The sequence below is a fragment of the uncultured Nostoc sp. genome, assembly GCF_964245575.1.
Lineage (GTDB): Bacteria > Cyanobacteriota > Cyanobacteriia > Cyanobacteriales > Nostocaceae > Nostoc.
Genome location: NZ_CAXTNP010000409.1, coordinates 1 through 5,007, shown reverse-complemented (window position 1 = coordinate 5,007; position 5,007 = coordinate 1). Strand labels below are relative to the sequence as shown.

5 protein-coding genes are annotated in these 5,007 nt (G+C 39.5%); 2 read left to right on the top strand and 3 right to left on the bottom strand.

Annotated features, from left to right (window positions below; all coding sequences use genetic code 11):
• On the bottom strand, positions 1-1,642 hold a 1,642-nt coding region (locus ACFFAP_RS35700), incomplete at its 3' end, for a PAS domain S-box protein (protein WP_375515644.1).
• A 370-nt stretch (positions 1,643-2,012) separates the two neighbouring features.
• Positions 2,013-2,141: a hypothetical protein gene (locus ACFFAP_RS35695; RefSeq protein ID WP_375515643.1), complete on the bottom strand. Its 129-nt coding sequence runs from the start codon at positions 2,139-2,141 to the stop codon at positions 2,013-2,015.
• Between the two features lie 243 nt (positions 2,142-2,384).
• Here ACFFAP_RS35695 and ACFFAP_RS35690 point away from each other — a divergent pair, with 243 nt between their 5' ends.
• The gene (locus ACFFAP_RS35690) at positions 2,385-2,636 is read left to right on the top strand and encodes a hypothetical protein (RefSeq protein ID WP_375515642.1); all 252 of its coding nucleotides are present in this window, start codon (positions 2,385-2,387) and stop codon (positions 2,634-2,636) included.
• A 421-nt stretch (positions 2,637-3,057) separates the two neighbouring features.
• On the opposite strand, the gene ACFFAP_RS35685 is transcribed toward ACFFAP_RS35690, so the two are convergent.
• The gene (locus ACFFAP_RS35685) at positions 3,058-3,279 is read right to left on the bottom strand and encodes a DUF4327 family protein (protein ID WP_375515641.1); all 222 of its coding nucleotides are present in this window, start codon (positions 3,277-3,279) and stop codon (positions 3,058-3,060) included.
• A 384-nt stretch (positions 3,280-3,663) separates the two neighbouring features.
• Between ACFFAP_RS35685 and ACFFAP_RS35680 the strand changes: the two genes are divergently transcribed.
• Complete coding sequence (locus ACFFAP_RS35680) at positions 3,664-4,896, top strand: cysteine desulfurase-like protein (protein WP_375515640.1); 1,233 nt, start codon at positions 3,664-3,666, stop codon at positions 4,894-4,896.
• The last annotated feature ends 111 nt before the right edge of the window (positions 4,897-5,007 follow it).

Genomic DNA, 5,007 nt, shown 5'->3' with positions numbered 1-5,007 from the left:
TGCGAAATTTCTCCTCGCTTTGGCGCAGTGCAACTTCTACAAGTTGGCGATCGCGCTGCGCGGCTTGCTGTTCGGTAATATCTCTACCTACCGCTTGGATTTCAACAATCTCTCCATTGTGATCAGGAATTGCGATCGCATTCCATTCAAACCAGCAAATACCATTGACTGTGAATGCACGTCGCTTACGATTAGTCAAGGGATGGAATGAAGATCCTAAAGCTGTCATATCTTCCATCACTTCAGGCAAGTCATCTGGATGAAGAAACTGGAAAAATGACTGACCACGAAACTCATCTTCTTTCCGGCCAAAGGTTTGACAAGCAGCCGCATTGGCAAAGGTAACCCTAAAGAGCAAATCAATGCGGATAATTATGTCAATTTGGCTTTCCACGAGTTGGCGATAGAGGTTTTCGCTCTGTTGTAATGCAACTTCTGCGTGTTGGCGATCGGTAATTTCTTGTTGCAACAAGACATTGGACATCACAAGTTCTGCTGTCCGTTGTGCCACTCGTTGTTCTAACTCATCATTAGCTTGGCGCAGTGCTTCCTTGGGCTGTTGGCGTTCGCTAATATCGCAGAGTAACCATCGCCAACCAACTTGCTTACCCTGTGAATCGTACATGGCAGCCGCTTTAATGCTAGCCGGAAAAGCTTTACCTCCCTGTGGTTTTAGGTGAGTTTCCCACTCCTGTCCCTGCTGTCTATTATTTAGTCGAGTGGTAAAAGTCTGGCGGTCTTGGTGAGGAATAAATATACTTAATGGTTTGTTTACCAAATATTTTTGGCGGACAGCCAGCAAGATTGCTACTGCTCGGTTAGCCTCTTGGATAATACCTGCTGTATCAGTTACTAAGTAACCATCTGGAGCGAACTCAAATAAATCCTGGTAACGCTGGCGCTCCAATTCTACTAGCTCACGGGCAACAGCCAACTCTTCGTTTTGTTCGCGCAGTTTTTCTTCTACAACCTGGAGTTCTTCAAGGGCTTGCTGAAGTTCCTGATTAACTTGCATAATTTCAGCCGATTGTGCCTCAACCCATAGTTTTAAGTTATTTTGAGTTTGGCCGCGGACTTGCTCTATCTCTGTGTGCTGATTAACCTGCCTAAATTCATCTCTGGGTTTTTGTAAATATTGCTGCAAGCCTTCAACCACCCCAACCATTTTTACCAAGTCAAAGGCTTGTAGCAAGCTAGTCTCAGTGATGATTCCTTGCAATTGCCCGCGATCGTCCAAAACGGGCAAATAATCAGTCTGATGCTGACGCAATAACGATAAGGCTATGAAAATATCCTGAGAATCTGATTGTCTAAGTGTAACCACTGGCTGCGTCATCACTTGTGCGATCGTCACCGTGGATAAGTCTATTCCAGAAGCTATAAGCCTAAGTACATCTTTTTCAGTAAAAATGCCTAATAAATTTACTCCCTCCAGAACCAAGACACAACCAGTTAATGGTTGATTATCGGAGTTTAAATCCAATGAGAAATTTAAGTTGGTAGGTGCATAATTACTACATCTTTCCTGACTCATCAATAAAATAGCTTCGATTACAAAACTATCAGGGTTAATCGTTAAAGGATAACGATTAATAACATTATTTAAGCTAGGTAAGTTAATCAGATGATTGTTGAATCGCATGGTTAATTTGTTAATTTTAATGATCTTTTTGATATCAAAACGAATTAGCAAAAGTTAGCGAAAACCAGAGCAAGCAAACTGTTGAAAATCAGGAATTATTTTTGCTGCAATCAACTATCAATCAAATATCTTGATCAATACGCCCTGTAAAGATTAGAACACTTAATACAAAGGACACAATGCAAGTTAGTAACTAAGCCAGGAAGTAGATAGAATTTTAGAGCCGCCAAACTCATTCTATTGTCAAATTAGAGATTGCAGATTATCTATATCAAGAGATTACCTTAATTGATGATCTTGGTAGTTTTGTTAGTGTGAAATCTTTGAAATTAATTGATGAGTGTAAATATTAAACCCTTGTTCCCTAATGTCACCAAAAAGGTGGTGCTTTCGGCTGTTTTGATAAACCTCCAGCAAGACTTTCAATAAACAAGGCAGGAGGTGAGCCACTACGGTGGACGGTTTCACCGACATAAACGAGCCAGCCGCGAAGCGTCAAAACGAACGTCCGTAGGAGTATCACCCGTTCGCGCAGCGTCTTAGCTAAATAGCCTTGATATCATTACTTAAGAAATATGTATAAATAACACAAAATTATTAAGTGTTTTAATTTTCCTCACAAGTTCCTCATACTTGAATAGTATAGTAAAAATATAGACACATTGTTTTAAATACTTACGGGCTTGTCAACTGGCTACCCTGATTTGGAATAACACTTTTATTAACAGGATTTGAGAAAAATATGAATTACTGTCCTTGCTGTTCAAGTCTACTTTTAGAACATGTACGCGGTGCAGAAAGTTACTGGTTTTGTCGCCACTGCTGGCAAGAAATGCCTGTTTATAATCTGAACCAATCCAGTTCATTCACCGAGGCTGTCAAGGGAAAACTACTTAGAAAACCTCAACAAGAAAAACGTAGAAATACTACCGTTTACGCAAGCCAATGGCAATCTATCACCGAATGGATAGGGCTAGAAAAATTGTCTGCCTAATCCTAAGTGACTAAAATTGGTTTAGTATAATTTTTTCTTGATTCCACCAATCAATCGTGATAAAATGCCAGGTTGTGGCTCACCCATGAGGTATTACCTGACACAACTATTTTGAGAGATTGTCTCGTTTGCCTCGTTCCAAGCCTCTGCCTGGGAATGCCTACTAAAAGGCTCCACCTTCCGCCTTCGTTACTCGCGGCAGCAGCCCAATAAAGTGCATTCCCAGCCTCAGGCCCAACCTACACAGTTTAAGGTTTTTGGGGCTAACCCAAGCGTATTACTTTATAAATAACCAGTAATAATCTCTTGTTTATAACCCTCAACTTAATTTGAGGGTTTTTAATGCTGAAAAATGAATTTTTAATTTGAATTTTAATTTTATTGTGATGCTGCTAAGAAGGTTCAGCTTCTAAATGCAGCCTCAATCGTCTTCCCACAATTCGTGATTCAGGAGGTCGATGATTCTATCTCTGAGCAGAAATTCGTTTTTTTCTAACTCAAGTTCAAAATTAACCCAGTCACGATGAGGAATATATTTACAGAGGGTATAAATTGACTGCTGACGGTTAACAAGTCTCTTTTTTACAAGTTGAAGTGCTTCTTCCTTGATAAGCTCAATGTCGTATTTAACCGTAGTATTCATAGCTCGTTCCTTTGTTTTCAATCAAGGAATTAAAAGTCGAAACAATTGTTGCTTTGACTCTCCCTTAAACTTATCAAATAAAATTGGCGACAATTGTAAAGAATCAAGACATTAACCCTTGCAGGAAGTTAGATATAGCGATTATCAATTGAATGAGGGCGTCTCCCTACTAGTATTTGTAATTTAGTTGTATTTTATACTTTTTTATACGGAAACTGCTATATGTCAGTAACATCCTCTTTGAGTCACCAAAGATACCCCCTCTAGAGAGATTCTTGCAGTGGCATAACAAGCTGTAAACATCAAGAGAGGATGTAGATGCTCTCTGGGCGACTTGCTAAAAGGTAGGCTAGGGTAAAGAACATTCTCCAAAAAACTTATACTATGCTTTTGAATCTTGATAAAGTTCGGCAATATTTTCCCGCCCTAGCTGGTGAATGGACATTTTTTGATAATGCTGGCGGGTCACAAACCCTGAAAAAAGTAGTAGATAGAATTAGCGAATTCCTCCTGAGTTCTGATGTCCAATTGGGAGCTTCTTATGCAGTTTCTCAACTTGCAGGAGAACGATTGGCTTTAGCAACTAGGGGAATGGCTACTTTCATTAACGCCAATTCTTATAAAGAAGTGGTTATGGGGCCATCTACTACAATGATGTTGAAAGTTCTTTCAATTTGTCTTGGTCAAACCTTTACGCCTGGTGATGAAATTATTGTGACTAATTGTGACCATGAGGCCAATATTGGTGCTTGGGTTGCTCTCGAAAAACAAGGAATGAAGGTTAAAGTGTGGCAAATTCGCCCAGATAGCTTGGAACTTCATTTAGCAGATTTAGAATCATTGATGAGTCAGCGTACAAAACTAGTAGCTTTGACTCATGCTTCTAATGTTTTGGGAACCATCAATCCTATCAAAGAAATTGCTGCATTTGTACACGATCGCAACGCGATGATTTGTGTGGATGGTGTAGCTTTTGCACCCCACAGGTTAGTTGATGTCCAAGATTTGGATGTTGATTTCTATGCTTTGAGTTGTTATAAAGTTTACGGGCCACATCATGCTTTACTTTATGGCAAAGAAGAACATTTATTAAGATTGCCTGGTCTTAACCATTATTTTATTGAGCAGACAGATATACCTTATAAATTTCAGTTAGGGAATGTCAATTTTGAATTAAGTTATGGAATGTTGGGTTTATGTGATTATCTAAGTGAGTTAGCACAACTGCACTATGGCAATCAAACTGCACCTGATTTGAGAAATCAAATGGTGCAGGCGTTTGATTTAATTAGCATACATGAAGAAAAAATTAGCGATCGCCTCTTAAATTACCTCAACAGCAAGTCTAATGTGCGAGTGATTGGTCAATCAAAAGCTGACCATAAATTCCGCGTGCCAACTATATCTTTTATAGTAGATGGAATGAATAGCTCAACCATTCCGGCAAAAATTGATCAACATTATATTGCAATTCGCTACGGAGACTTTTATGCTAAACGGCTGATTGAATACCTGGGGTTAGCGTCGCAAGGTGGAATAGTCCGAGTGAGTATGGTGCATTACAACACCCTTGAGGAAGTTAACAGTTTGATTGAGGCTTTTGAGCAGGTATTTTAAGATTGGGCATTGGGAAGAGGCTTCAGGTTTGATAAATATTTGCAGATTAGGTAGGTATAGTTGATGCTCCTGAAGTCGATATTTCTGAAGTTGTACTGAAAGTTGAGAAGT